21 protein-coding genes are annotated in these 24,628 nt (G+C 61.5%); 14 read left to right on the forward strand and 7 right to left on the reverse strand.

Annotated elements, in window-relative coordinates:
• The first annotated feature begins 507 nt into the window (after window positions 1–507).
• From C0058_RS04925 to C0058_RS04940, 4 genes are all read left to right on the forward strand, one after another.
• Window positions 508–1,419 carry an SDR family oxidoreductase gene (locus C0058_RS04925; protein ID WP_008438591.1) on the forward strand — a complete coding sequence of 304 codons (912 nt, stop codon included), beginning with the start codon at window positions 508–510 and terminating at the stop codon, window positions 1,417–1,419.
• A 485-nt stretch (window positions 1,420–1,904) separates the two neighbouring features.
• Window positions 1,905–3,695 carry a DUF1302 domain-containing protein gene (locus C0058_RS04930; protein WP_023659149.1) on the forward strand — a complete coding sequence of 597 codons (1,791 nt, stop codon included), beginning with the start codon at window positions 1,905–1,907 and terminating at the stop codon, window positions 3,693–3,695.
• A 26-nt stretch (window positions 3,696–3,721) separates the two neighbouring features.
• Window positions 3,722–5,089 carry a DUF1329 domain-containing protein gene (locus tag C0058_RS04935; RefSeq protein ID WP_102368143.1) on the forward strand — a complete coding sequence of 456 codons (1,368 nt, stop codon included), beginning with the start codon at window positions 3,722–3,724 and terminating at the stop codon, window positions 5,087–5,089.
• Between the two features lie 272 nt (window positions 5,090–5,361).
• On the forward strand, window positions 5,362–7,851 hold the full coding sequence (locus C0058_RS04940) for a LuxR C-terminal-related transcriptional regulator (protein WP_087695185.1): 2,490 nt from the start codon (window positions 5,362–5,364) through the stop codon (window positions 7,849–7,851).
• A gap of 155 nt (window positions 7,852–8,006) precedes the next feature.
• Here the strand turns inward: C0058_RS04940 and C0058_RS04945 are convergent, their stop codons facing one another.
• Window positions 8,007–8,795 carry an IclR family transcriptional regulator gene (locus C0058_RS04945; protein ID WP_008438587.1) on the reverse strand — a complete coding sequence of 263 codons (789 nt, stop codon included), beginning with the start codon at window positions 8,793–8,795 and terminating at the stop codon, window positions 8,007–8,009.
• 119 nt (window positions 8,796–8,914) lie between these two features.
• Here C0058_RS04945 and hmgA point away from each other — a divergent pair, with 119 nt between their 5' ends.
• From hmgA to C0058_RS04965, 4 genes are all read left to right on the forward strand, one after another.
• Complete coding sequence (gene hmgA / locus C0058_RS04950; protein WP_102368144.1) at window positions 8,915–10,198, forward strand: homogentisate 1,2-dioxygenase; 1,284 nt, start codon at window positions 8,915–8,917, stop codon at window positions 10,196–10,198.
• Window positions 10,199–10,201: 3 nt separating this feature from the next.
• On the forward strand, window positions 10,202–11,488 hold the full coding sequence (fahA, locus tag C0058_RS04955; RefSeq protein ID WP_102368145.1) for a fumarylacetoacetase: 1,287 nt from the start codon (window positions 10,202–10,204) through the stop codon (window positions 11,486–11,488).
• Window positions 11,489–11,500: 12 nt separating this feature from the next.
• Complete coding sequence (gene maiA, locus C0058_RS04960; RefSeq protein ID WP_102368146.1) at window positions 11,501–12,142, forward strand: maleylacetoacetate isomerase; 642 nt, start codon at window positions 11,501–11,503, stop codon at window positions 12,140–12,142.
• A gap of 133 nt (window positions 12,143–12,275) precedes the next feature.
• A complete protein-coding gene (locus tag C0058_RS04965; RefSeq protein ID WP_102368147.1) occupies window positions 12,276–13,661 on the forward strand; it encodes an aromatic acid/H+ symport family MFS transporter in 1,386 nt (461 codons plus the stop codon).
• Here the strand turns inward: C0058_RS04965 and C0058_RS04970 are convergent.
• Window positions 13,585–14,388, reverse strand: coding sequence for a SirB1 family protein (locus tag C0058_RS04970; protein WP_003212796.1), 804 nt, complete (start codon window positions 14,386–14,388; stop codon window positions 13,585–13,587). The two genes, C0058_RS04965 and C0058_RS04970, sit on opposite strands and share 77 nt — an antisense overlap.
• Window positions 14,389–14,574: 186 nt before the next feature.
• On the opposite strand from C0058_RS04970, the gene C0058_RS04975 reads away from it, so the two are divergent.
• Window positions 14,575–15,594 (forward strand): Glu/Leu/Phe/Val dehydrogenase dimerization domain-containing protein, encoded by a 1,020-nt coding sequence (locus C0058_RS04975; RefSeq protein WP_102368148.1) that lies wholly within the window; start codon window positions 14,575–14,577, stop codon window positions 15,592–15,594.
• Window positions 15,595–15,600: 6 nt separating this feature from the next.
• Here the strand turns inward: C0058_RS04975 and C0058_RS04980 are convergent, their stop codons facing one another.
• The gene (locus C0058_RS04980) at window positions 15,601–16,908 is read right to left on the reverse strand and encodes an acetamidase/formamidase family protein (RefSeq protein ID WP_102368149.1); all 1,308 of its coding nucleotides are present in this window, start codon (window positions 16,906–16,908) and stop codon (window positions 15,601–15,603) included.
• Between the two features lie 217 nt (window positions 16,909–17,125).
• Between C0058_RS04980 and C0058_RS04985 the strand changes: the two genes are divergently transcribed.
• Complete coding sequence (locus C0058_RS04985) at window positions 17,126–17,851, forward strand: dienelactone hydrolase family protein (protein WP_102368150.1); 726 nt, start codon at window positions 17,126–17,128, stop codon at window positions 17,849–17,851.
• Between the two features lie 81 nt (window positions 17,852–17,932).
• Here C0058_RS04985 and C0058_RS04990 read toward each other — a convergent pair whose 3' ends face one another.
• A complete protein-coding gene (locus tag C0058_RS04990; RefSeq protein ID WP_003212789.1) occupies window positions 17,933–18,193 on the reverse strand; it encodes a YebG family protein in 261 nt (86 codons plus the stop codon).
• Between the two features lie 305 nt (window positions 18,194–18,498).
• Between C0058_RS04990 and C0058_RS04995 the strand changes: the two genes are divergently transcribed.
• Window positions 18,499–18,756, forward strand: a complete 258-nt coding sequence (locus C0058_RS04995) for a DUF6124 family protein (protein WP_008438570.1) — start codon at window positions 18,499–18,501, stop codon at window positions 18,754–18,756.
• A 287-nt stretch (window positions 18,757–19,043) separates the two neighbouring features.
• Window positions 19,044–19,532 carry a phosphate-starvation-inducible protein PsiE gene (locus C0058_RS05000; RefSeq protein WP_003212783.1) on the forward strand — a complete coding sequence of 163 codons (489 nt, stop codon included), beginning with the start codon at window positions 19,044–19,046 and terminating at the stop codon, window positions 19,530–19,532.
• Here C0058_RS05000 and C0058_RS05005 read toward each other — a convergent pair.
• The 3 genes from C0058_RS05005 to C0058_RS05015 form a co-directional block, all read right to left on the reverse strand.
• Window positions 19,529–19,846 carry a DUF3509 domain-containing protein gene (locus C0058_RS05005; protein ID WP_003212781.1) on the reverse strand — a complete coding sequence of 106 codons (318 nt, stop codon included), beginning with the start codon at window positions 19,844–19,846 and terminating at the stop codon, window positions 19,529–19,531. The genes C0058_RS05000 and C0058_RS05005 overlap by 4 nt on opposite strands.
• 300 nt (window positions 19,847–20,146) lie before the next feature.
• Window positions 20,147–21,442, reverse strand: coding sequence for a serine/threonine transporter (locus C0058_RS05010; RefSeq protein ID WP_087695177.1), 1,296 nt, complete (start codon window positions 21,440–21,442; stop codon window positions 20,147–20,149).
• A 60-nt stretch (window positions 21,443–21,502) separates the two neighbouring features.
• Complete coding sequence (locus tag C0058_RS05015) at window positions 21,503–22,879, reverse strand: L-serine ammonia-lyase (protein WP_008438553.1); 1,377 nt, start codon at window positions 22,877–22,879, stop codon at window positions 21,503–21,505.
• Window positions 22,880–23,016: 137 nt separating this feature from the next.
• Here C0058_RS05015 and C0058_RS05020 point away from each other — a divergent pair, with 137 nt between their 5' ends.
• On the forward strand, window positions 23,017–23,964 hold the full coding sequence (locus tag C0058_RS05020) for a LysR substrate-binding domain-containing protein (protein WP_102368151.1): 948 nt from the start codon (window positions 23,017–23,019) through the stop codon (window positions 23,962–23,964).
• 211 nt (window positions 23,965–24,175) lie between these two features.
• Window positions 24,176–24,586 carry an HPF/RaiA family ribosome-associated protein gene (locus C0058_RS05025; RefSeq protein ID WP_003212772.1) on the forward strand — a complete coding sequence of 137 codons (411 nt, stop codon included), beginning with the start codon at window positions 24,176–24,178 and terminating at the stop codon, window positions 24,584–24,586.
• The last annotated feature ends 42 nt before the right edge of the window (window positions 24,587–24,628 follow it).

Raw genomic sequence — 24,628 nt, forward strand, 5'->3', positions numbered from 1 at the left:
GCAAGCCCGCTCCCACATTTTTTGGACCGTGCCCGCTTTAGCTTTTGATTTTGCTTTTCAACACTCAAGCCGGCCGGTAGGCCGCTGTGCTCTTGATCTGCTTTTGATCTTGATCTTGGGCGCCCCGTTAAACCACGCTGGCCGAACGCAGGCTTTGGAGCGTGGGTAACCCGGCAGGACGCCGGGTTAGCCGTCCTGGGCCAAGGATGGCCCATGACGGCGGCCCACGGTCCAAAGCCGGAGTGAGGGCACTCCGAGCCTAGGCGAGGAGCCGAGTGGTGGGGCAAGAGCGTTTTGCTTACTTTTGCGCTCTTCAAAAGTGAGCCGCTGTAAGAGCGGAACCATAAGCCGCCGTTACCTAAATAACGGATATGTCCCCCATCTAACCCACACCAATCATCCCCCAGCCTTATCGCGCACCATTCACCCCCAACCGTATTTATTGTGACCACAAGCCCCGTGCCTGACACTCAACCCATCCACCCCTAACCACCCCTGGAGTCCCCAATGAGTGAGCCTGTGCAGTTCCAAGACAAGGTCGTGATCGTCACCGGTGCCGGCGGCGGACTAGGCCGCGCCCACGCACTCCTGTTCGCCAGACACGGAGCCAAAGTGCTGGTCAACGATCTTGGCGGCTCAACCCAGGGCGAAGGCGCCAACGCCTCGGCGGCCGACCGCGTCGTAGCCGAAATCCGCGAAGCCGGCGGCATCGCCGAGGCCAACCACGACTCCGTCACCGACGGTGACAAGATCGTCCAGAACGCCCTCGACGCCTTCGGCCGCATCGACGTCGTGGTCAACAACGCCGGGATCCTGCGGGACAAAACCTTCCACAAAATGGAAGACAGCGACTGGGACCTGGTCTACCGCGTACACGTCGAAGGCGCCTACAAAGTCACCCGCGCCGCCTGGCCCCACCTGCGTGAACAAGCCTACGGCCGGGTGATCTTCACCGCCTCCACCTCCGGTATCTACGGCAACTTCGGCCAGTCCAACTACGGCATGGCCAAGCTCGGCCTGTACGGCCTGACCCGCACCCTGGCGCTGGAAGGTCGCAAGAACAACATCCTGGTCAACGCCATCGCCCCCACCGGTGGTACACGCATGACCGAAGGCCTGATCCCGCCGCAAGTCTTCGAACGCCTCAAGCCGGAATTGATCAGCCCGCTGGTGGTGTACCTGGGCAGCGAGGCGTGTCAGGAAACCTCCGGGCTGTTTGAGGTGGGCGGCGGCTGGATCGGCAAGACCCGCTGGGAGCGCAGCCTGGGGGTTGGGTTTGATCCTGAAGCCGGGTTCTCCCCGGATGATGTCGCCGCCCACTGGCAGCAAATCTGTGACTTCGACGGGGCCGCTCACCCCAAGGACAACATCGAGGCCTTGAAGGAGATGATGGCCAACCTGCAGAAGTACAGCCTGTGATCATTACGTGAAAAAGTTTTAATCAAGCGGGGCGCCATGGCGCCCCGCTTTATTTTAGGCATAAAAAAAGCCGCTGCAAAGGCAGCGGCTGAAGTAAGACGTTTGATCAAGGAGCAATAAATCAACGTCAGTGAACACCGGTAACAGATTGAAAATATTGATCAATCCATAAAAAACTGGCTGTTCCTCCAGGTTCTGGAAGCGGGCGGTTTGCCCTGAAAGCCAGGCAAGAATAGGCTTTTGTTACAAAATGAAAAATAGCGATTCGAGACAAGGACTGTTACCAAACCCGCAACAGTGGCAATAACACCTCATCCATCCTCCTGATAATCCTTCATCCATCTCGTCCATGGCCTCTCCAAGACCCCGGCCAGAGCGCCCTCTCATCCTTTCGAGCGACAACACGAATACCTCCTTGGTGCGCTTATCGCTCTTGATCGCGGGCAGTAGGGTGGGGCCTTCTGTCACACCACCGGGGAAGACGCATGACAAAAACAACAATGCGCGCCATCTTCAGGCCACAGGCGCTGGCCGCTGCGGTTGCTTTAGGTTGCTGTGCCCAGGCGCAGGCTGTTTCGTTCAACATCGGCGAGATCGAAGGGCAATTCGATTCCTCGCTGTCGGTCGGTGCCAGCTGGGGCATGCGCGATGCCGACAAGAAGCTGGTGGGCATTCCCAACGGCGGAACGGGCCAGGCTTCCACCGGCGATGATGGTCGCCTGAACTTCAAGAAGGGCGAGACCTTCTCCAAGATCTTCAAGGGCATCCACGACCTGGAACTCAAGTACGGCGACAGCGGCGTGTTCGTGCGCGGCAAGTACTGGTACGACTTCGAACTGCAGGACGAAGACCGCGAATTCAAGCAGATCAGCAATAACCACCGCGACGAAGGCGCACGCTCTTCCGGCTACGAATTACTCGACGCGTTTGTCTATCACAACTATTCCATCGGCGATTTGCCGGGCAACGTGCGCGTCGGCAAGCAGGTGGTCAGTTGGGGGGAAAGTACGTTCATCGGCAACTCCATCAACAGCATCAACCCCATCGACGTTTCCGCGTTTCGCCGCCCTGGCGCCGAGATCAAGGAAGGCCTGATTCCGGTCAACATGGTGTTCGCCTCCCAAAGCCTCACCAACCAGTTGAGCGTGGAAGGTTTCTACCAGTTGAACTGGGAAAACACGGTGGTGGACAACTGCGGCACCTTCTTCGGTAACGACGTGGTGGCCCATGGCTGCAACGGCAACTACACCGTCGGCAGCCCGGCGATTGCACCATTGCAACCGGTAGCGGCGGCGTTTGGCCAGGGCTTCCAGGTTACGAAAGAAGGCGTAGTGGTGCAGCGTGCAAAAGACCGCGAGGCGCGCGATGGCGGCCAGTTCGGCATGGCGTTGCGCTGGCTGGGAGATGACACCGAGTACGGCCTGTACTTCATGAACTATCACAGCCGCACGCCCACCGTCGGTACCATCACCGCCAACACCAACCTGGCAACCATTGGCGCTATTGCCAACGCGGCCAACGGGATCGCACCGGGTACCGGCGCCGGCCTGGCGCAAAGCACGATGCTCGGTCGCGGCCAGTATTACCTCGACTACCCGGAAAACATTCGCCTGTTCGGTGCCAGTTTCTCCACCACCTTGCCCACCGGCACCGCCTGGACCGGCGAAATCAGCTACCGCCCGAATGCTCCCGTACAACTCAACACCACCGACCTGACGCTGGCCCTGGTCAACCCGATTGCCGGCAACGCCGCTTCACCGATCAGCAGTTCCTTCGGTGCCGACAACGCCGGCTACCGCCGCAAGGAAATCACCCAGATCCAGAGCACCATGACCCAATTCTTCGACCAGGTACTGGGCGCCGAACGCCTGACCCTGGTGGGCGAGGCGGCCTTTGTGCACGTCGGCGGGCTGGAGGCGAAATCCAAGCTGCGTTATGGCCGTGACTCGGTCTACGGCCAGTACGGGTTCGGCGGCGACACCGATGGGTTTGTCACGGCCAACTCCTGGGGTTATCGCGCCCGGGCCATCCTCGATTACAACAACGTATTCGCCGGGGTCAACCTCAAGCCCAACGTGTCGTGGTCCCAGGACGTCAGCGGCTACGGCCCCAACGGCCTGTTCAACGAAGGCGCCAAGGCCATCAGCGTCGGCGTGGATGCGGACTACCGCAACACCTACACCGCGAGCCTGAGCTACACCGACTTTTTTGGCGGTGACTACAACACCCTCACCGACCGCGACTTCATCGCCCTCAGCTTTGGCGTGAACTTCTGATTTGGCTTAAGTAAGGACAAGAGACTATGCGCAAAATGATTCTGCAATGCGGGGTGTTGGCCCTGAGCCTGTTGGCCGCCAACGTGATGGCCGCAGTGTCGCCGGAAGAAGCGGCCAAGCTCGGCACTACCCTGACCCCGGTGGGCGCCGAGAAGGCCGGTAACGCCGATGGTTCGATCCCGGCATGGACCGGTGGTATCCCGAAAAACGCCGGGGCGGTGGACAGCAAGGGTTTCCTCGCTGACCCGTTCGCCAATGAAAAGCCGCTGTTCGTGATCACCGCCGCTACGGTCGACCAGTACAAGGACAAACTCTCCGAAGGCCAGGTGGCGATGTTCAAGCGCTACCCGCAAACCTACAAGATTCCGGTGTACCCGACCCACCGCACGGTCAACCTGCCGCCGGAGATCTACGAGTCGATCAAGCGCAGCGCGCTCAACGTACACGCGATCAACGACGGCAACGGCCTGGAGAACTTCACCGGCAACCGCTACTACGCGTTCCCGATTCCGAAGAACGGCGTTGAGGTGCTGTGGAACCACATCACCCGTTACCACGGCGGCAACCTGCGCCGCATCATTACCCAGGCCACGCCGCAGACCAACGGCAGCTACACGCCGATCCGCTTCGAAGAAGAAGTGGCCGTGCCGCAGCTGATCCCGGACATGGACCCGGTCAAGGGCGCCAACGTACTGACCTTCTTCAAACAATCGGTGACCGCCCCGGCGCGCCTGGCCGGCAACGTACTGTTGGTGCATGAGACGCTCGACCAGGTGAAGGAACCGCGCCTGGCCTGGGTCTACAACGCCGGTCAGCGCCGGGTACGCCGTGCGCCGCAAGTGGCCTACGACGGGCCGGGCACTGCGGCCGACGGCCTGCGCACCTCGGATAACTTCGACATGTTCTCCGGCGCCCCGGACCGCTACGACTGGAAGCTGGTGGGCAAGAAGGAGATGTACATTCCCTACAACAGCTACAAGCTCGACTCGCCGACCCTCAAGTACGACGACATCATCAAGGCCGGCCACATCAACCAGGACCTGACCCGCTACGAGCTGCACCGGGTCTGGGAGGTGGTGGGTACCGTCAAGCCGAGCGAGCGGCACATCTACGCCAAGCGCCACATGTACATCGACGAAGACAGCTGGCAGGTGGCGCTGGTGGACCACTACGACGGCCGCGGCCAGCTGTGGCGTGTTGCTGAAGGTCACGCGCAGTTCTACTACGACCACCAGGTGCCGGCCTACACCGTCGAAACCCTGTACGACATCATCGCCGGGCGCTACATCGCCCTGGGCATGAAGAACGAAGAGAAGAGCAGCTTTGTGTTCGGCTTTGCGGCCAAGGCGGCCGACTACACGCCGGCAGCATTGCGCTCGGAAGGCGTGCGCTAAAACCTGATTGAAATGCGATCAAACTGTGGGAGCGGGCTTGCTCGCGAAAGCGGTCTGTCAGTTAAAGCATCAGTGACTGATACACCGCCTTCGCGAGCAAGCCCGCTCCCACATTTACGGTGTTCCACCTTTAGAACGAGTGCCGGGTGGCCTTTTGGCTCCCGGCTTTTTTATGCCCGCCAATCAGCCTGCTGAATACTCCTCAACAACCGCCAGCCACAGGACTAGGGTAGGGCGCACGCCGCCTAATAATAAAAAACAGGGACGCAGTAATGACCGCCATGACCCGTTGTCTGGATCGTCCTGGATTCATGCCACGCTTGTCTCCCCATCATCTGTTGCGCCCGCGCCTGGCCGTGCCGCTGCTCAACGCCACTGCGCGGGTGAAGTTGCTCTGCGCCCCGGCCGGCAGTGGCAAGAGTGCATTGCTCGCCGAGTGCGCGTTGCAGGCGCCTTCGCAGTGCCAGGTGTACTGGTTGCCGCTGAATGGCGTGGCCTCGGATTTGTGTCAGCGCCTGGCGCAAAGCCTTGGCCTCGACTTTGTTGATGAGCCCACCTTGCTGCTGGCCCTGAACCGCTGGCAAGCGCCGGCCTGGTTGTTTCTCGATGACTTCTGCCGCGTGCCGGCGCCTGAACTGGATGGGTTGCTTGACCGCATTCTGGCGGCCAGCAGCCCGGCCTTGACCTGGTGGATCGGCGCGCGGCGGCGGCCGGCCTGCAACTGGCCCCGGCTGTTGCTTGATGATGAGCTGTGGGAATGCAGCGCTGCCGAGTTGGCGTTTGACCCCAGCGAAATCCAGCACTTGGCCGGGCCCAGTGCCGACAAGGTGTTGCAGTTCAGCGCCGGCTGGTGCGCCGGAGTGCGTATCGGATTGCTTGAAGGCGACGGGCACCCGGACAAAACCTTGCTCGACTACCTGCAACACGAACTGTTCACGGGCCTGGCGCCGGAATTGGCTGAGGCCTGGCGCGTGCTCGCGCACCTGCCACGCTTCAACCCGAGCTTGTGTGACCACCTGTTCGGCTTTGGTGACGGTGGCGACTACCTGCGAGACTTGCAGACGCTGGGCGCCTTTATCGAGCCCTGGGAGGAGTCCACCGACTGGCTGCAAGTCTTCCCGCCACTGGCCCAACTGATGCGCGCCGAACCCTGGCCAGCCAGGCGCTCCTGGCACCGGCGCGCGTGCCAATGGTTTACCGCCGCCGAGGACTGGCAAGCAGCGTTTGAGCAAGCGTTGCAGGCCGAAGAGTACGAAGTGGCCGTAAGCCTGTTGCAGCATTTCAGTTTTGAAGACCTGTTCCGCCAGCAAAACGCGGTGCTGTTGTTGCGCCTGCATGAGCAGCATGGTGATGAATTGATGCTGGGCTCGGCGCAACTGGTGGGCTTGGTCACGGCGGCGTTGCTGTTTGCCGGGCGTTTCGACCAGGCGGCGTTGTGCATTGACCAACTGGCGCGTTTCACTCCGCAACCGACCGCGCACCTGCAGCGTTATCTGCTGGCCCGCTGGCAGGCGCAATGGGGCTGGCTGTTGCATCTGGGCGGCGAAGCCGCACGGGCCCGGGAACATTTTCTCGAAGCCCTGCAAGACTTGCCCGAGAGCGCCTGGACGTCGCGCCTGATGTGCCTGTCGGGCCTGACCCAGCAAGCCTTGCTGCGTGGCGAGCTGGACGTGGCCCAGGCGCTGAACCGCGAGGCGTTGTGCCTGGCGCGCTCCCACGGCTCACTGCTGTTGGAGGCATTGTTGGAGCTCGATCATGCGCAGTTGCTGGAGCAGCGCGGCGCGCCGTATCGGGCCCAGAGCCTGCTGGAAAATGTGCAGCGCATGCTGGTGCAACAGCGGCTTAAAGCCGGGCCGTTGATGGGGCGGATTTGCTTGCGACGTGGGCACCTGGCGCTGCGCCAGGGCCACGACGGCGTGGCCGCCGAATGCTTCGAATCCGGCCTGGGCATGTGCCTGCACAGCCAGGACAAACGCGTGCTCTACGGCTACCTGGGACTGGCGCTATTGGCCGCCAACAAGGGCGATTACGCCCAGGCGTTTATCCAGTTGCGCGACGCTGAGCGCCTGATGCAGCAACGCCAGGTGCCCGACACCGTCTATCGCGCCGTATTGCTGTTGCTCAGCGGGCATTTCTGGCTGCAACAGGGTCGCGCCGAACTGACCCTGGAGGCGGTGACCCGGGTGCTGCGGCACTACCGTGGCCCCAAGGCGAAACAAGCACCGCCGGCCACCCTGGAGTTGATCCCCAGGCTTGAATATTTGCAGGTGCTGGCCGAAGTGAAATTGCATCGCGCCGAAGAGCCTGTCGCCCGCCTGAGTGCGTTACTGGAGGCCGCCCGTCAGCGGGGCATGCTGTGCCTGGAAGCGGAGTTGCACTTGGTGCTGGGGGAAGTGGCCTGGCAAGTCGGCGATCGCCCGTTGGCCGTGCGCTCGCTGGAAGCCGGATTGGAACTGGCGGGGCGTTGCCAGGTACAGCAGGCGATTCGCGAGCTGCGCCTCAGGCAACCGGGGTTGTTGAGTGCATTGGGGCTGGAACCGCAGGAATGCCCGGCGGCGGCGGGGGAAAATCCCCTGAGCCAGCGCGAACTTGAGGTGCTGCAACTGATTGCCCAGGGCAATTCCAATCTGGAAATTGCCAGCCAATTGTTTATCTCGCTGCATACGGTAAAAACCCATGCGCGGAGGATTCACAGCAAGTTGGGGGTGGAGCGGCGCACCCAAGCGGTGGCGAAAGCCAAGACGCTGGGCTTGATGGCCTGAAGCCATGCACTATTCGTCAAATAATGAAGATCAAATGTGGGAGCGGGCTTGCTCGCGAATGCGGTGTATCAGTCACTGATGCTTTAACTGACAGACTGCATTCGCGAGCAAGCCCGCTCCCACATTTTGTTCTGTTGGGTGCCTGATACTAAGCGTTACGGCTGATAACCCATGCGCCAACTCACCGCCTGGGTCGCCGCCAGCAAACGCTTCGCCGCCGGGCCGTCTTCATCGGCATGGAACAGCGACGTCGGCCCCACCACGGTCAACACCGCCGCCACTTGCCCGACCGCGTTGAACACCGGCGCCGACAACGCGTCCACACCCGGCATCAGCAAACCATGCACAAAGTGCAAGCCGCGCTGGCGGATCTGCTCACAGGTGGTCGCGTATTCCTGGTCATCCGCCAACGCATGGGCAACGCCCGCCTGAATCTCCCGCTCGCGCAACTCCACGGTTTCCCGCGACGGCAGGAACGCACTGAACACCAGCCCGGTGGACGAACTGAGCAACGGCAACACCGAGCCCAATTGCGTGACCACCGTCACCGCGCGCACCGCCGGCTCGATATGCACCACCGTCGCGCCCTGGTTACCCCAGACGGCCAGGAAGCAGGTTTCATTCAACTCATCCCGCAGTTCCGCCAGGGGCAGGGCGGCGACTTTCAGCACGTCCATGCTGCCCAGCGCGGCCAGCCCCACGCGCAAGGCTTCGCGGCCCAGGCCGTAATGGTTGGTGGCGGTGTTCTGTTCGGCAAAACCCGAGGCAATCAGCGCCTGCAAATAGCGGTGGACCTTGCTCGCCGGCATTTGCACGTGCTCGGCCAGGCGCGACAACGAGGTGGCCGGCGACAGTTCAGCCAGGGCCTTGAGGATGTCGGTGCCCACTTCAGCCGAGCGGACTTTCTGTTTACCGGTGTCGCGGGGGGCGGGCGGCTTTTCCATGGAAGGCATGAATCCGAAAGACGAATGGGCGTCTTTATAGCTTGACGGTCAACAGGTATCAAATTACGTTATGCGTAACTGGATTACGATAAAAACAACTTCCGCTCAGAGGACGATCCATGACCCTCGAATACCAATCGGGTTTTGGCAATGAATTTGCCACTGAAGCCTTGCCCGGTGCATTGCCCGTCGGCCAGAACGCCCCGCAGAAAGCGCCCTACGGGCTGTACACCGAACTCTTTTCCGGCACCGCCTTCACCATGGCCCGCAGCGAAGCCCGGCGCACCTGGTTGTACCGCATCCAGCCGTCGGCCAATCACCCGGCGTTCGTCAAGCTGGAACGGCAATTGGCCGGTGGACCGCTGGGCGCTGTGACGCCCAACCGCCTGCGCTGGAACCCGCTGGATATTCCGGGTGAGCCGACAGATTTCGTCGATGGCCTTGTAGGCATGGTCGCCAATTCCGGATCGGAAAAACCCTCGGGCATCAGCATCTACAACTACCGCGCCAACCGTTCGATGGACCGCGTGTTCTTCAACGCGGACGGCGAACTGTTGATTGTTCCCGAGCAGGGCCGCCTGCGCATTGCGACCGAACTGGGTGTGCTGGAAGTCGAGCCACTGGAAATCGTCGTGCTGCCCCGCGGCCTGAAATTCCGCGTCGAACTGCTGGATGCCCAGGCCCGCGGTTACGTCGCCGAGAACCATGGCGCGCCACTGCGCCTGCCGGACCTTGGTCCTATCGGCAGCAACGGCCTGGCCAACCCACGGGATTTCCTCACGCCCGTCGCCCATTACGAAGACCTCAAGCAACCGACCACGCTGGTGCAGAAATTCCTCGGCGAACTGTGGGGCTGCCAGCTCGACCATTCGCCGCTGAACGTGGTGGCGTGGCACGGCAACAACGTGCCGTACAAATACGACCTGCGTCGTTTCAACACCATCGGCACCGTGAGCTTCGATCACCCGGACCCATCGATCTTCACCGTATTGACCTCGCCCACCAGCGTGCACGGCCTGGCCAACCTCGATTTCGTGATCTTCCCGCCCCGCTGGATGGTCGCCGAAAACACCTTCCGGCCACCGTGGTTCCACCGCAACCTGATGAACGAATACATGGGCCTGATCCAGGGTGCCTACGACGCCAAGGCCGAAGGCTTCGTGCCCGGCGGCGCGTCGTTGCACAGCTGCATGAGCGCCCACGGCCCGGATGGCGAGACCTGCACCAAAGCCATCAACGCGACGCTTGAGCCCCACAAGATTGATAACACCATGGCGTTCATGTTCGAGACCAGCCAGGTGCTGCGTCCCACCCAGTTCGCCCTTGAATGCTCGCAGCTGCAACCTTCCTACGACGCTTGCTGGGCCTCGCTCCCTGCAACCTTCAACCCGAATCGGAGATAACCCATGACGCAGCCTAATCTCACCCGCAGTTGGGTGGTTTCCGCCAACGGTCACCGGGATTTCCCGCTGCAAAACCTGCCGTTGGGGGTGTTCAGCGTTAATGGCTCGGCACCGCGCAGTGGCGTGGCGATTGGCGAGCAGATTCTTGATCTGCACGCCGCGCTGGAATGCTTTGAAGGCGAAGCCCGCCGGGCCGTTGAAGCCACCGCTGGCGGCCAACTGAACGCATTTTTCGAACTCGGCCGTGGCCCGCGCGTGGCCCTGCGCGAACGCCTGCTGGAACTGTTGGCCGAAGGCAGCGACCAGCAAGGCAAACTGCAAGCTGCGCTGCACCCGGCTGCCGATTGCCAAATGCACCTGCCGGCCAGGATCAACGACTACACCGACTTCTACGTGGGCATCGAGCACGCGCAAAACGTCGGCAAGCTGTTCCGCCCGGACAACCCGCTGCTGCCCAACTACAAGTATGTGCCGATCGGCTACCACGGCCGCGCGTCGACGATTCGCCCGTCGGGCACCGAGGTCCGCCGCCCGAAAGGCCAGACCCTGCCAGCCGGCCAGACCGAGCCGACCTTCGGCCCCTGCGCACGCCTGGACTACGAGCTGGAGCTGGGCATCTGGATCGGCCAGGGCAATGCCATGGGCGACTCGATTGCCATCGGCGACGCGGCTGATCACATCGCCGGTTTCTGCCTGCTCAACGACTGGTCGGCGCGGGATATCCAGGCCTGGGAATACCAGCCGCTGGGCCCGTTCCTGTCGAAGAGTTTCATCACCAGCATTTCGCCATGGGTGGTGACGGCTGAAGCCCTGGAACCGTTCCGCAAGGCACAGCCGGCGCGCCCTGAAGGCGACCCGCAACCACTGCCATACTTGCTGGACAAGCGCGACCAGGCTGCCGGTGGTTTTGATATCGAACTGGAAGTGCTGCTGACCACCGCCTCGATGCGTGAGCAGAACCTGCCGGCCCATCGCTTGACCCTGAGCAATACCCAACACATGTACTGGACCGTCGCGCAGATGGTTGCGCACCACAGCGTCAATGGCTGCCAGTTGCAGGCGGGTGACCTGTTTGGTTCGGGCACCTTGTCGGGGCCTGAAGCCGGACAATTCGGCAGCCTGCTGGAAATCACCGAGGGCGGTAAAAAGCCGATCGAACTGGCCTCCGGCGAGGTGCGGAAATTCCTCGAAGACGGCGACGAAATCATCCTGCGTGCCCGCTGCACCCGCGACGGGTTTGCCTCCATCGGCTTCGGCGAATGCCGGGGTACCGTGGTCGCGGCGCGCTGAGAGGGCAGGGCCATGGAACTCTATACCTACTACCGCTCCACTTCGTCGTACCGGGTGCGGATTGCGCTGGCCCTCAAGGGCCTGGGCTTCACCGCCGTGCCGGTCAACCTGCTGGTGCCCAAGGGCGGCGCCAACCGCCAGCCGGAATACCTGGCGATCAACCCGCAAGGTCGCGTGCCGGCCTTGCGCACCGATGAGGGTGATGTGTTGATTCAGTCGCCGGCGATCATCGAGTACCTGGAGGAACGTTATCCACAGGTGCCGTTGCTCTCCACGGATCTGGCAACCCGTGCCCATGAGCGCGCGGTGGCGTCGATCATCGGTTGCGACATTCATCCGCTGCACAACTCCAGTACCCAGAATCTGCTCAAGCAATGGGGGCACGATGAAGCGCAGGTGCTGGAGTGGATCGGGCACTGGATCAGCCAGGGCCTGGCGGCGGTTGAGCAGTTGATTGGTGATCAGGGTTATTGCTTTGGCGAGCAGCCGGGGATGGCGGATACGTTCCTGATTCCACAGTTGTATGCGGCCGAGCGGTTCAAGGTGTCGCTGGCGGCGTACCCGCGCATTCAGCGGGTGGCGGGGTTGGCGGCGCAGCATCCGGCGTTCATGGCGGCTCATCCCGCCAACCAACCCGATACCCCACCAGTCTGATCGTTCCCACGCTCTGCGTGGGAATGCCGCCCTGGACGCTCTGCGTCCGTGACGCGGAGCGTCACCTGATTCATTCCCACGCGGAGCGTGGGAACGATCTACACCACTATAAAAACAATACAGGTCCCTTGCGATGCACAATCAGATTGCCAGCTTTCGTGCGGCACTCGACGCCCGTCCGGTGTCGCGCTATCAGTGGTTGATTCTCCTGTTGCTGGCACTGTTGCTGGTCACCGATGGCTACGACGCCCAGGTCCTGGGCTACGTAGTACCGGCGCTGGCCAAGGACTGGGGCTTGGAAAAAGCCGCGTTCGGCCCGGTGTTCAGCGCCAACCTGCTGGGGCTGACGCTGGGCTCCCTGGCCGTCACGCCGCTGGCGGATCGCTTCGGGGTGCGGCGCATCCTGCTGTGCTGCGTGCTGATCTACGCCAGCCTCACGGTGCTGATGGTGTTCGCCAACTCTCTCAATACCTTGATGGCCGCCCGCTTTATCTGCGGCATCGGCATGGGCGGTGCAATGCCCAGCGCCATGGCCTTGATGTCGGAATACTCACCACCCCGCCTGCGAACATTGATGGTGACGCTCGCCGCCTGTGGCTTCTCTTTCGGCGGTGCGGCCGGTGGTTTTGTCGCGGCCGGGTTTATCGACAGCTTCGGCTGGCAGGCGGTGTTCCTCGCCGGTGGTGTGACGCCATTGCTGTTGTTTCCGTTTCTTGCCTGGATGTTGCCCGAATCCCTGCCACGCCTGCTGCGTGATGCACCGCCGTATGCGCGCCTGCAAAAAGTCACCGCGCGAATGCTGCCAGGCTGGCAACCGCCGCCAGCGAGCGAGGCTGAAAACCGCCAGGAGCAAGGCAGCAAACTGACGGTGGTGGAGCTGTTCCGCCATGGTTATGCGCGCCCGACCTTGCTGCTGTGGGCGACGTTTTTTGTCAGCCTGATCCTGCTGTATTTCATGATCAGCTGGCTGCCTTCGCTGTTGCTGGAAAGCGGTTTGGGCCTGAACGAAGCCAATCTGGTGACCTCGATGTTCCTGTTCGCCGGGACCTTGGGCGCCATCGGCATGGCCTGGATTGCCGACCGGCTCAAAAGCAAAGTGCGCCTACTGTCCGGCGTGCTGGCAGCGGCTGCGGTGTGCACCATCCTGCTGGGGCTGAATCACGACAATCCGCGGTATCTGGTGGCCTGCGTGTTTGCGGCGGGCTTCTGCATCATCGGCGGTCAACTGACCCTGAACGCGTTCGCCAGTAACTTCTACCCGGCTCACGTGCGGGCCACCGGTACAGGCTGGGCACTGGGTGTCGGGCGGTTCGGGTCGATCCTGGGGCCGCTGTTCGGCAGCCTGCTGCTGGCGATGCACATACCGGTGCAGCAGATTTTCTTCTTCTGCGCGATTCCGGCGGTGATAGCGGCGTTGTTGATTATCCAGGTGCGCTCGCCAGTCAATGCACCACAGAGTTCGGCGGCAAATGCCCCAGCCGTTCGGTCAGGCGTAGACGCTGGATCGGGTCTTCGCTGAGCATCAACGCGTGTTCCAGGTCAAAACGCTCGGCGTTCGGGCAATCCAGGCGCTGATACAAACTGGCCCGGGCCAGGTAATCGGCGGCGCTGGCATTGCCCAGCTCCAGCACGCGTTCGGCGTCCACCAGAGCGGCCAGGTGGTCGTCGTTGGACAGGTGCAACTGGCGCAGATTACGCGACAGCCGTTGCAGGATCGATCGCGGCTCGGCGGTGTGCAGGTGGTCGGCCTGCAACTTGAGATTGGGCCCGTACTGGCGGGTCAGCAGGTCGCGGCAATCGTTGGGGTACAGGCGTCGGCCGCCGCAGGGGTCGAGCAGGTGATCGGCGCCCGGCACCCGCAACAGGAAGTGCCCCGGGAAGTTGACGCCCACCAGCGGAATGTCCAGGCGCCGCGCCAGCTCCAGGGCAATCAGCCCGAGAGCCAGCGGCTGCCCGCGTTTACGCTTCAACACCTTGTCCAGCAGCGCGGCGGCGGGGCGCAGCGGGGTGTGGTCATCCTGGGCGAACCCCAGGTCGTTCATGCGCCGCAGCAACGGTTGTCCGAGTTCATCCGCCGGCAGCATCGGCATGCTGAGGCTGACCAATTGCTGCAATACCTTGAAGTCCTGCAGGATGGCCAAGGGGTCCACCGCCGGGTCGTGCTCGGCCGCCATCCACAGCGCGGCTTCAAACAGCGCGGGCGGTGACCGTTCCAGGCAGGCAAAAAAGGCGTCGCGGGGCTTCATTGGGTTCTCCGGCGGATGTCTCGTTTTAGCCTTGCTGTGAACTTTCGTCCAGTGCCTTAAGACAGGTCCTACCTGTTTATGTCGCAAACCCTTTAAAACCGGTGGTCTTATTCCTGCGCGCTTCAGCAGGGTTTCGCTGGCAGTCCTATACTTGGCGCCTACCAGAAGTGATTCGGGAGCTTGACGATGTTTGCGCTCATGCACAGCACCCGCCTTGAATCGCTGCACCTGAGCGTTGACCCGGCCACCGGGTTGAAGGCGGTCATTGCCATCCACAACAGCCGCCTGGGTCCCGCCCTTGGAGGCTGCCGCTACCTCTCTTACCCCGACGATGAAAGTGCCGTGGCGGATGCCGCGCGCCTGGCGCAGGGCATGAGCTACAAGGCCGCGCTGGCCGGTTTGCCGGTGGGTGGCGGCAGCGCGGTGATCATCCGCCCCGCCCATGTGGAAAGCCGCGCGGCATTGTTTGAAGCCTTCGGCCGCTGCATCGAGCAGCTGGATGGCCGCTACATCACCGCCATCGACAGCGGCACCTCGGTGGCCGACATGGATTGCATCGCCCAGCAGACCCGCTATGTCACCAGCACCACGGCGGCCGGCGATCCCTCGCCCCACGCGGCGATGGGCGTGTTCGCCGGCATCCGCACCACCGCGATGGCTCGCCTGGGCAGCGATAACCTGGAAGGTCTGCGCGTGGCGATCCAGGGCCTGGGCAACGTCGGTTATGCCCTCGCCGAGCAGCTGCACGCCGCCGGGGCTGAATTGCTGGTGAGCGACATCGACCACGGCAAGGTGCAACTGGCCATGGAGCAACTGGGTGCGCACCCGATTGCCAACGAAGCCTTGCTCAGCACTCCGTGCGATATCCTTGCGCCCTGCGGTGTGGGCGCGGTGTTCAACCGCTACACGGTCGCGCAGTTGCGATGCGCAGCGGTGGCCGGCTCCGCCAGTGCGCAACTGACCAACCTGCAAGTGGCCGATCAGTTGGAAGGGCGTGGGATTCTTTACGCGCCGGACTACGTGATCAACTCCGGTGGGCTGATCTACGTGGCCCTCAAGCACGGCGGCGCGGAGCTGGAAACCATCACCGCGCACTTGTCGAACATCGGCACACGCCTGACCGAAATCTTCGCCCATGCCCAGGCTGAAAAACGCTCACCCGCGCGGGTAGCGGATGAGCTGGCGGAGCGCTTGCTGTACCGCTGAGGCGGGTCAAAGCTGATATTTCTCCCGGGCCAGTTGGCCCACGCCCATACGATCAAGGATGTGCATCGGGCACAGGATCGTGACCCGCACGGTTCCCGGCAGGCGGCTGATTTCAATCGAGCCGTTGATGGTCGCGCGGTTGCGCACTTCGTCGAGCGGCAGCCCGGTCACGGCGGCGGCGCGTTCCAGTCCGTTGTCTGTCGCGACGTTGAGATTGGTCCCACTGCCGATGAAGGTGATAGGCGCGTTCTCCTCGATCTCCACCTGGCCCCAGCGCTCCCCCAGTGCCTTCACCCGCAGGCGTTGCTCCGCGGTCATCGGGCGCGCCATGGGCGGCAGGTCATCGAGGTTTTGCAGCAGGATCGGCCCGTCCAGGCTCAGGCCCTTGATCACCTGCACCGTCAGTTCGGTTTCCCCCGACACATCGGTGGCATGCCCGGCAATTTCGCCATTGCCCTGTTGAGCATGCATATCGCCCATGTACACCCCGGCGCCGGGGACCTTCACCGGGCAGATCAGGATGCAGCCTTCTCGCACGGAATTGGTGTCCATGTGGCCATCGGTTTTCGCGGCGTGCAGTTCATCATGGGTCATGCTGTAGCGATGGGGCGCGCCCACTAGGTACTGGCCGAAGTCGCCGCAGTTGTGGGAATCCGGCAGATCCCGTGAAGGCGTGGTGCCGATGTTGCCCAGGAATGGGCGCATATGCGCGGCCAGGCCCGGGATATCGGCGCGGGCCAGGGACAGGATCGAGTGCTGGGCAGACAGTTCGGGCAGCGCCGACATGTCCGATGCCTTGCCGGCCAGGCGATCCGCCACGGCCTGATTGACCGTCAGGCTCACCTGATGCTCGGCATCCAGAACGATCACGTAACCATTGCTGAAACGAAACGCACTGACCTCGGCGCCACAGGCATCGCAACGAATGGCGTCATCGCCAATGCCTTCGACGTGGCTGGCGGGATGCTCTTGCCCGCAGTTGGAGCAGAACTTCGCGACGAACGGGTCGCCATGGTAACGCCCTTCGACAAAACTCATGACCCCCGAGGACGTGGCCAGGGAGGTGACGCGCATGCGCTTGATCTTCAGCGCCACCGCGTCGCCGATGTCGGCGCCGGCGATGAACACGGGCTGGGTCACTTCATGGCCACCCTCAAAGGCCGGCGTGATCATCGGGCCCCAGCAACCGGGCGGGGTGCCGGTGATCAAGGTGCCACCGTCGGCCAGCGGGCCGAGCATTTTCTGGCTGGGGCCGAGCAGCCCATTGGTGTAGGAGGTGACGGTGAGACGGTCGACAGAAGGGAGGTTATTCATTTTATTTTCCGGGCCCTGGGTGATTGAATGTTGAACAGGCTTCATCACTTAAGCGCCGATGTGTATCTGTCGTGTGTCGCGCTGCCGCGATTGCCGGTACGTGTGTATCTCAGGGGCATCCATACACACTCTGATACACCCGCAGTGGCGGACACGTGCAAATACAGATATCTCTGTTATCGGCTTACTTTTTCAAACCCATCAGAACGAGGTTGGCATGTCCAAACAAACAGCAGGGCGCTCCAGCGGGCGCATGATTACCTTCAAACGCCCGGATGGCGCTGACGTCAACGGCTACCTGGCCAGCCCGGCGGTACTCGAAGGCGCGCCGGCGATCGTGGTGATCCAGGAATGGTGGGGCGTAAACGATCAGATCAAGGGCGTGGCCAATCGACTGGCCGAATGCGGTTACCGCGTGTTGGTGCCGGACCTTTATCGCGGCGTGTCGACCGTGGAAGAGGAAGAGGCTCACCACCTGATGGATGGGCTGGATTTTGGTGACGCGGTTTCCCAGGACATCAAGGGCGCCGTGCAGTACTTGCAGGCGGATTCGAAAAAAGTCGGTGTGACCGGTTACTGCATGGGCGGGGCGTTGACGTTGCTGGCGTTGAACGCGATTCCGGAAGTGGCTGCGGGCGTGGTGTGGTACGGCTTCCCGCCGCTGGAGTATCTGGATGCTTCGAAGATCAAGGCGCCGCTGATCGGGCATTGGGGCACGCAGGATGCCTTCTTCAATATCGACACCGTGGCGGAGCTGGAGTCAAAACTGCATGCTGCGGGTGTGGACGCGACTTTCCATCGCTACCTGGCGCGCCATGCGTTTGCCAACGAGACGGCGATTGGTGATGGTCGGATTGCAGACACGCAATACGATGCCGCCTGGTCGCAACTGGCGTGGGACCGCACGTTGACGTTCTTCGGCAAGACCTTGTGGCAGGCATGACACATGTGAAAGGCATCAACGCATAACCTGTGGCGAGGGAGCTTGCTCAAAGCAAGCCCTTTCGCCACTACTGGCAATGCATCACTCAGCCGCTGGCTGCCCAATCTCCGCCAATGCACTCGCATTGTTCTTGAACGCCGCCGCAAACGCCGCGCGGTTCTTGGCCATGAAAATACCGGCATCTTCAGCCTGCTTCTCGCTCAAGCCTTCGACGTTTTTCAACAGCACTTCCATCAGGGACTCTGCCAGTTCAAGCATCTGGTCGTGTGCGTCGGCAAGTTTGCGATCCACGAATGTAGTCTCCAGGTCACGGGTACTGCGATACAGGGTTTCAACAGCCATTTTTCGGCCTCGTCATCGGTGCAGTATTGAAGGGAGTTGCCCTTGGTTCGAATGTCGCCAAGCGTTCTCGCGACTACTGTATTTATATACAGCTAAAAGCATAAGCCAATCCATGGGCTTTGGGTAGTGGCTTTTCAATGTAGCTGGCAAATGCTGGTTTGCCCTATCGGAAACTTCTCACAGGTTGGTGGGGTTGCAGGAGCGTCATTCAGTGGCTTACCTTCTCCGGGCTTCGCTTATGCGGTACACGAGTTTGGCGGCTCGAATTTAAGGAGCAAACATCTTGTAAATCCAAGGAATGCACCATGGTAAAAATGACTGCCTGTTTTTCTGAATCGCCTATAAAGCCGCCTACCGCGCTTTTCGCTGTGACCCCAAATACTGACACTGAAACATTACTCGCCAATGCCAGCGAAACCTTGAACAGTGCCCGTGAAATGGCCAGTAGCCTGGCTTTTGAGCTTGAAGGACCACAGCGAAGTTTGCTTCTGGCGATCCATCAACTGCTGGAAATGAGTGGTTTATTGGTCGATCAAGCGTTGGATCAAGTCGCCCCGACCTGACCTGAATCACCCGGTCACCTAGATGGATCGTTCCCACGCTCTGCGTGGGAATGCATACCGTGACGCTCCGCGTCACCTCTACCCGAAACCCTGGGGCATGGGACGCGGAGCGTCCGGGGCGGCATTCCCACGCGGAGCGTGGGAACGATCATCAAGCAGCAAGATAAGTGCCTCATATCACCCCGCCACCATCTCACTTCCTGTTCCCTGGCCTTTTTTCTGCATGCAGAGAAACCGTCACGTCCAACCCGCATTATCCGGTCGAGCCGACCTAAGGAAGCATCATCGTGAAAATCAACTGGGCTGAAAACCTGCGCAAGACCGTGCACCAACTGGCCGAGTCCTTGGGAAATCTGTTCGTCGAGACCTTCCACTACCTGGCACTGTTCGCCATTGGTGCGGTGACCGCCTATGCCGCGGTGATGGAATTTCTGGGGATGCTGGAGACGGGGCACATCAAGATCGATGACATCTTGCTGCTGTTCATCTACCTGGAACTGGGGGCGATGGTCGGGATTTATTTCAAGACCAACCACATGCCGGTGCGCTTCCTGATCTACGTGGCGATCACGGCGCTGACCCGTCTGCTGATTTCCAACGTGTCTCACCACAACCCGCCCGACATCGGCATCATCTACCTGTGCGGTGGGATTCTGCTGCTGGCGTTCGCGATTCTGGTGGTGCGGTATGCGTCGTCGGCATTTCCGTCGGTGAAGGTCGAAGGCCCGCGCCGCAAGGGCGAAGCGAGCCTTGAAACAGAGAAGGGCGAGCTCTAGAACCCTGCGTTGAGCGGCGGCCTGCTGACCGGCGGCCGCTGCAGTACCTGGTGGCTGTCCCCATCGGTCATCACCGCCAATATCTCCATCGCGCTGTGCCCCTGCTCGATCGCAATCCCGAATTGCACACTCTGCACCAGCCGTTTCAGGCGCTGGGGGTCGTTGCGTTGTTCGGCGCTGATCATGCGTTTGGCCACGACGCCGTCTTCATCGGACAGGGTCAGCATGATGCTGCCGTCCAGCCGCTGGATGCTTAAATTGACCCGGTATTTCGGGGCGAAGGTGTCGGTGATGATCTGAAAAGGGTTGTCCATGGTGCGTTACCGCCTGATAAGAACATGCAGTCATTGACGACCGGTGTCGGGATTAGTTCGCGTTTCCTGACCACCGGCCATTCGCTCGCTGAGGCTTTCACAAGGTCCGTTTTCCTCAGTAGCTGTACAGCAAGGGGCGTGCCGTACAGCAATCTGCCTGCCATCAAATTTCCCCTGTGGGAGCGGGCTTGCTCGCGAATGCGGTGTGTCAGCTAATGATTACTCGGCTGAAGGACCGCTTTCGCGAGCAAGCCCGCTCCCACAGTGGGTGGGTGGTGTTTTTGAGTTCGGTGATCCGTTTCAGGGCATCACGGAAAAAACGATCGCAGACAGCGCAATCAAACCGATCAACACCACAAACACGTTGGACGCCTGGCCCGAGTACTGGCGCAAAGATGGCACTCGGCGGATGGCGTACATCGGCATCAGGAACAACAGGCAGGCGATGATCGGCCCGCCCATGGTTTCGATCATGCCGAGGATGCTCGGGTTGAAGGTGGCCACGGCCCAGCAGGTGAGCACCATGAACAGCGCGGTGCAGCGCTCCAGCCACTTGGCCGACATGCTGCGGTTGCGCCCGCGCAGGGATTTGACGATCAGGCCCTGGAAGCCTTCGCTGGCGCCGATGTAGTGGCCCAGGAAGGATTTGGTGATCGCCACCAGCGCGATCAACGGTGCGGCGTAGGCGATGACCGGGGTCTGGAAGTGGTTCGCCAGGTACGACAGGATCGAGATGTTCTGCGCCTTGGCGGCGGCGAGGTCAGCCGGCGACAGGGCCAGCACGCAGCTGAAGCAGAAGAACATCACCGTCAGCACCATCATGCTGTGGGCCATGGCCAGGATGCCGCTGCTTTTGCGTTCGGCTTGCGGGCCGTACACGCGTTTCTGGTCGACGGCGAAGGCGGAGATGATCGGCGAGTGGTTGAAGGAAAACACCATCACCGGGATCGCCAGCCACAAGGTCTTGAAGAAGGCCGGCAGGGGCATGCCTTCGCTGGCGGAGGCGAAGAACGCACCGTTCCAGTTGGGGATCAGGCTCACCGCCAATAGCAGCAGGGCGGCGACGAAGGGGTACACCAGCACGCTCATGGCCTTGACGATCACGCCCTGGCCGCAGCGCACAATGGCCATCAGGCCGAGGATCAGCACCAGCGACAGGATTGCCCGGGGCGGTGCAGCCAGGTGCAGTTGGTGTTCCATAAAGCTGGTCAGGGTGTTGGTCAGCGCCACGCTGTACACCAGCAAAATCGGGAAGATCGCGAAGAAGTACAGCAGGGTGATCAGCTTGCCGGCGCCGATACCGAAGTGTTCTTCCACCACTTCGGTGATGTCGCCGGATTTGCCCGACAACACAAAGCGCGTCAGCCCACGGTGGGCGAAGTAGGTCATCGGAAAGGCCAGCAGCGCCAGCACGATCAACGGCCAGAAGCCGCCCACGCCAGCGTTGATCGGCAGGAACAAGGTGCCGGCACCGATGGCGGTGCCGTAGAGGCCGAGCATCCAGGTGGTGTCGTGTTTGTTCCAGCCTTGTGTAACGGTGGTCGGCGTCAGGTCTACAGCGGGATTTTCGGCAGCAGGTGTACGTACATCGGTCATCGTTATTGCCTCGTTATTATTTTTGCGCGGGCTCACGTTGGGGCGATCAGGGAATGCTCCTCAGCACTCCACCCAGCTGACGGCCAGGCCGCCCCGTGAAGTTTCTTTGTATTTGTCGTGCATGTCGGCGCCGGTGTCGCGCATGGTGCGGATCACGCGGTCCAGGGAGATGAAGTGTTTGCCGTCGCCGCGCAGGGCCATTTGCGTGGCGTTGATCGCCTTGACCGCGGCGATGGCGTTGCGCTCGATGCACGGCACCTGGACCAACCCGCCAACCGGGTCGCAGGTCAACCCCAGGTTATGTTCCAGGCCGATTTCGGCGGCGTTTTCCAGTTGCTCCGGGGATGCGCCGAGCACGTCTGCAAGGCCGGCAGCGGCCATGGCGCAGGCGGAACCCACTTCGCCCTGGCAGCCGACTTCGGCGCCGGAGATCGAGGCGTTTTTCTTGCAGAGGATGCCGACGGCGGCGGCAGCCAGGAAGAAATTCACCACGTCATCGTCGGATGCGTCCGGGTTGAACTTCATGTAGTAGTGCAGCACCGCCGGGATGATTCCCGCCGCGCCATTGGTCGGTGCCGTCACCATGCGCCCGCCGGCGGCGTTTTCTTCGTTGACGGCGAGGGCGAACAGGTTGACCCATTCCATGGCCGACAAGGTCGAGGTGATAACGTTGGGTTTGCCGATTTCCAGCAGGCTGCGGTGCAATTTCGCCGCGCGCCGTGGCACATCCAGACCGCCGGGCAGGATGCCTTCGTGGCGCAGGCCTTGTTCGACGCATTCACGCATCACCGACCAGATATGCAGCAGGCCGCTGCGGATCTCGGCATCGCTGCGCCAGGCCCGCTCGTTGGCCATCATCAGCTCGGAAACCCGCAGGCCGTGCTTGTTGCACAAGGCCAGCAGTTCGACGGCGCTCGAAAAGTCGTAGGGCAATTGCACTTCGCTGGTAGGCGCGATACCGGACTCGGCTTCTGCCGCTTCGATGATGAAACCGCCGCCCACCGAGTAGTACGTTTGCTCGCTCAACGGGCCGTTTTCGCCGTAGGCATGCAGGGACATGGCGTTGGGGTGGTAGGGCAGGCTTTCGTCCAGCAGCAGGAGGTCGTGTTGCCAGTTGAAGGCAATCGACGTGCGGCCGCCGAGCAGCAATTGGCCGGACTCGCGCAGTTGCTGGATGCGTGGGCCGATGCTGGTGGGGTCGATGCTGTCTGGCCATTCGCCCATCAGGCCCATCACACAGGCGCGGTCGGTGGCGTGGCCGACACCGGTGGCGGACAGCGAGCCGTACAAACGCACTTCTACCCGACGGGTTTCGTCGAGCAATTGCTGGTCGATAAGCGCTTGGACGAAGGTCGCCGCGGCCCGCATCGGGCCGACGGTATGGGAGCTGGAAGGACCAATGCCCACTTTGAATAGATCGAAAACACTGATAGCCATGCTAAACCCTTACAAGCAATGGAGTAGGAATCGCTGCCATGTTTTGTAGGACAAGCGGAATTGGCGCGATACTGAGCCTCTGGATCGGCACTGACCAACGAATTATCCTAAGACACCCTTTAGTAGGACTAAACCCTATGGCTCGCCCGCTTCATGGCCAGACCTACGTCTGGTTGCACGTTTTTTCCTGCGCGGCACGGCATTTGTCGTTCACCCGCTGCGCCGAGGAACTGCACATCACCCCGGGCGCGGTCAGCCAGCAAATCCGTCAGTTGGAGGAGCGTCTGGGGTTTCGCCTGTTCCATCGGCGCGCACGCGGGGTTGAGCTGAGCGCAGAGGGCCAGCGGTTGGCGATCACCGTGGGCGAGGCCTATGGCAGCATCGATGCCGAGTTGCAGCGGCTGGACGCCGGGATGATCAGCGGCACCTTGCGCCTGCGCTCGATCCCGTCGTTTCTCGGCAAATGGCTGACCCCGCGTTTGCCGCGTTTGCAGCAGCGCTTCCTGGATATCCAGCTGCGCATGGTTGCCGAAGACAGCAGCGTCGCCCTGCACGAGGGCGACTTCGACCTGGCCATCGACCTTAACGACGGCAGCTATCCCGGCTTGTTGTCCACAGCCTTGCTGGACGAGCAGATTTTCCCGGTGTGCGCACCGAGCCTGCTGCGGGGGCGACCGCCACTGCATGGCCCCGCTGACCTGGTGCATTTCCCGCTGCTGCACGACATCACTGCCTGGCGTGGGAGTTATGAGTACGCAGAGTGGGAGTTCTACCTGAATGCCATCGGCTACGACGCTGCCGACGTACGGCGCGGGCATACCTTCAACCGCAACCACCTGACCATCGAGGCGGCGATTGCGGGCATGGGCGTGGCGATTGCCCGGCGAACCTTGCTCAATGACGAACTGGAACGCGGCACCTTGATCGTGCCATTCGGCCTCGCCGTCCCCAACCACAAACGCTATGTGCTGTTGTACGCGCCGGGTGCGTTGAGCCATCCGGGCGTGCGGGCGGTGCATGACTGGCTGGTGGAGGAAGCGGAGATTTTTCGCGGATTGCACCCGTTGGGAGAGGGGCAATTGTAAGGAAGTTGGCGGTAAGAAGATGTAACCAACTCCCCACCCTAACAGCGTTTTTGGTTGTAGTCAGGGTTAATTTGTAATGTGGGATTTATCTTTGCAAAGGGGTTGAAATGTTCCTCTGTCTGCTCAATTGTGTAATCAGGAGGTCATGGTTTTCACCCATCCGGTGAAGCAGGAATGGCCTTCGGCGAGCTAGCTGAAATAAGGGAAAACTATGCAAATCCAAGTCAATAGCGATAACCATATTGAAAGCAGCATCCGACTGGAGGAGTGGGTACGTACCACCATTGAGAGCACGCTCGAACGTTACGAAGAAGATCTGACCCGCGTCGAGGTTTACCTGCGGGACGAGAACGGTGACAAGCCCGGCCCACACGATCTGAGTTGCCGACTGGAAGCACGGCCAAAAGGCCATCAACCGCTTTCGGTCCTCCATAAAGCCGATACGCTGGAACAGGCGATCGATGGCGCAGCGACCAAGCTGGAGCATGCCCTGGAGCATCTGTACGGCAAACTGCGCGGCAAACCACGCGCCGCGGGTCAAAGCCTGCCCAATACCAAGGCCGACGAGGCCGAGCTAGAAGAGGAATTCCTGGAAAACGAACAGGCTGCGCTTAACGGCTGATAGCTGATACTTTTTTCAACCCCACTGAAAACGGGCCTGCAG

Origin of the sequence: Pseudomonas sp. NC02 (genome assembly GCF_002874965.1) — a bacterium.
GTDB lineage: Bacteria > Pseudomonadota > Gammaproteobacteria > Pseudomonadales > Pseudomonadaceae > Aquipseudomonas.

Bases quoted from the DNA above. Each gene is read 5' to 3' on its own strand.
- C0058_RS04925 (WP_008438591.1), top strand. From the start codon at position 508: ATGAGTGAGCCTGTGCAGTTCCAAGACAAGGTCGTGATCGTCACCGGT.
- C0058_RS04930 (WP_023659149.1), top strand. From the start codon at position 1,905: ATGACAAAAACAACAATGCGCGCCATCTTCAGGCCACAGGCGCTGGCC.
- C0058_RS04935 (WP_102368143.1), top strand. From the start codon at position 3,722: ATGCGCAAAATGATTCTGCAATGCGGGGTGTTGGCCCTGAGCCTGTTG.
- C0058_RS04940 (WP_087695185.1), top strand. From the start codon at position 5,362: ATGACCGCCATGACCCGTTGTCTGGATCGTCCTGGATTCATGCCACGC.
- C0058_RS04945 (WP_008438587.1), bottom strand. From the start codon at position 8,795: ATGGAAAAGCCGCCCGCCCCCCGCGACACCGGTAAACAGAAAGTCCGC.
- hmgA (WP_102368144.1), top strand. From the start codon at position 8,915: ATGACCCTCGAATACCAATCGGGTTTTGGCAATGAATTTGCCACTGAA.
- fahA (WP_102368145.1), top strand. From the start codon at position 10,202: ATGACGCAGCCTAATCTCACCCGCAGTTGGGTGGTTTCCGCCAACGGT.
- maiA (WP_102368146.1), top strand. From the start codon at position 11,501: ATGGAACTCTATACCTACTACCGCTCCACTTCGTCGTACCGGGTGCGG.
- C0058_RS04965 (WP_102368147.1), top strand. From the start codon at position 12,276: ATGCACAATCAGATTGCCAGCTTTCGTGCGGCACTCGACGCCCGTCCG.
- C0058_RS04970 (WP_003212796.1), bottom strand. From the start codon at position 14,388: ATGAAGCCCCGCGACGCCTTTTTTGCCTGCCTGGAACGGTCACCGCCC.
- C0058_RS04975 (WP_102368148.1), top strand. From the start codon at position 14,575: ATGTTTGCGCTCATGCACAGCACCCGCCTTGAATCGCTGCACCTGAGC.
- C0058_RS04980 (WP_102368149.1), bottom strand. From the start codon at position 16,908: ATGAATAACCTCCCTTCTGTCGACCGTCTCACCGTCACCTCCTACACC.
- C0058_RS04985 (WP_102368150.1), top strand. From the start codon at position 17,126: ATGTCCAAACAAACAGCAGGGCGCTCCAGCGGGCGCATGATTACCTTC.
- C0058_RS04990 (WP_003212789.1), bottom strand. From the start codon at position 18,193: ATGGCTGTTGAAACCCTGTATCGCAGTACCCGTGACCTGGAGACTACA.
- C0058_RS04995 (WP_008438570.1), top strand. From the start codon at position 18,499: ATGGTAAAAATGACTGCCTGTTTTTCTGAATCGCCTATAAAGCCGCCT.
- C0058_RS05005 (WP_003212781.1), bottom strand. From the start codon at position 19,846: ATGGACAACCCTTTTCAGATCATCACCGACACCTTCGCCCCGAAATAC.
- C0058_RS05010 (WP_087695177.1), bottom strand. From the start codon at position 21,442: ATGACCGATGTACGTACACCTGCTGCCGAAAATCCCGCTGTAGACCTG.
- C0058_RS05015 (WP_008438553.1), bottom strand. From the start codon at position 22,879: ATGGCTATCAGTGTTTTCGATCTATTCAAAGTGGGCATTGGTCCTTCC.
- C0058_RS05020 (WP_102368151.1), top strand. From the start codon at position 23,017: ATGGCTCGCCCGCTTCATGGCCAGACCTACGTCTGGTTGCACGTTTTT.
- C0058_RS05025 (WP_003212772.1), top strand. From the start codon at position 24,176: ATGCAAATCCAAGTCAATAGCGATAACCATATTGAAAGCAGCATCCGA.